This is a genomic window from Dellaglioa sp. CoH-57-MRSF-18 (genome assembly GCF_056781995.1).
Genome location: NZ_JBXAXX010000169.1, coordinates 1 through 321, shown reverse-complemented (window position 1 = coordinate 321; position 321 = coordinate 1). Strand labels below are relative to the sequence as shown.

General features: G+C 50.2%; 1 protein-coding gene. It reads left to right on the top strand.

Annotated features, from left to right (window positions below; all coding sequences use genetic code 11):
• Positions 1-116: 116 nt before the first annotated feature.
• A partial coding sequence (locus AC1RPG_RS08590; RefSeq protein WP_481762568.1) for a hypothetical protein occupies positions 117-321 on the top strand: 205 nt, incomplete at its 3' end.

The window sequence follows — 321 nt, the reverse complement described above, 5'->3', positions numbered from 1 at the left end:
AACCCCATCACGATACTTACCGGTAGTAAATAAATTGGGTAGGACCTACCCATTAGGGGCTTCGCCCCATTCATCCGGCAAGAGCAGCATGTGCCGGACGTTTCGAGAGGATGCCAATGAAAGCTTTTTGGAAATGGTGGCGTGAACACGTTTCGTTTTCGAGCACGCGACTGCTGTTTGCGCTCCTGATTATCTGGCTTCACCGACTCACTGACTCAAGCTCATTGTTGTTTGCGCTTGTGGTTGTAGATGCTGGTGTATGTTGGGTGTTGGGGTCTTCGATGCGAAATCTCAGTTCTGCGGAGGAACGTTTCTATCAGC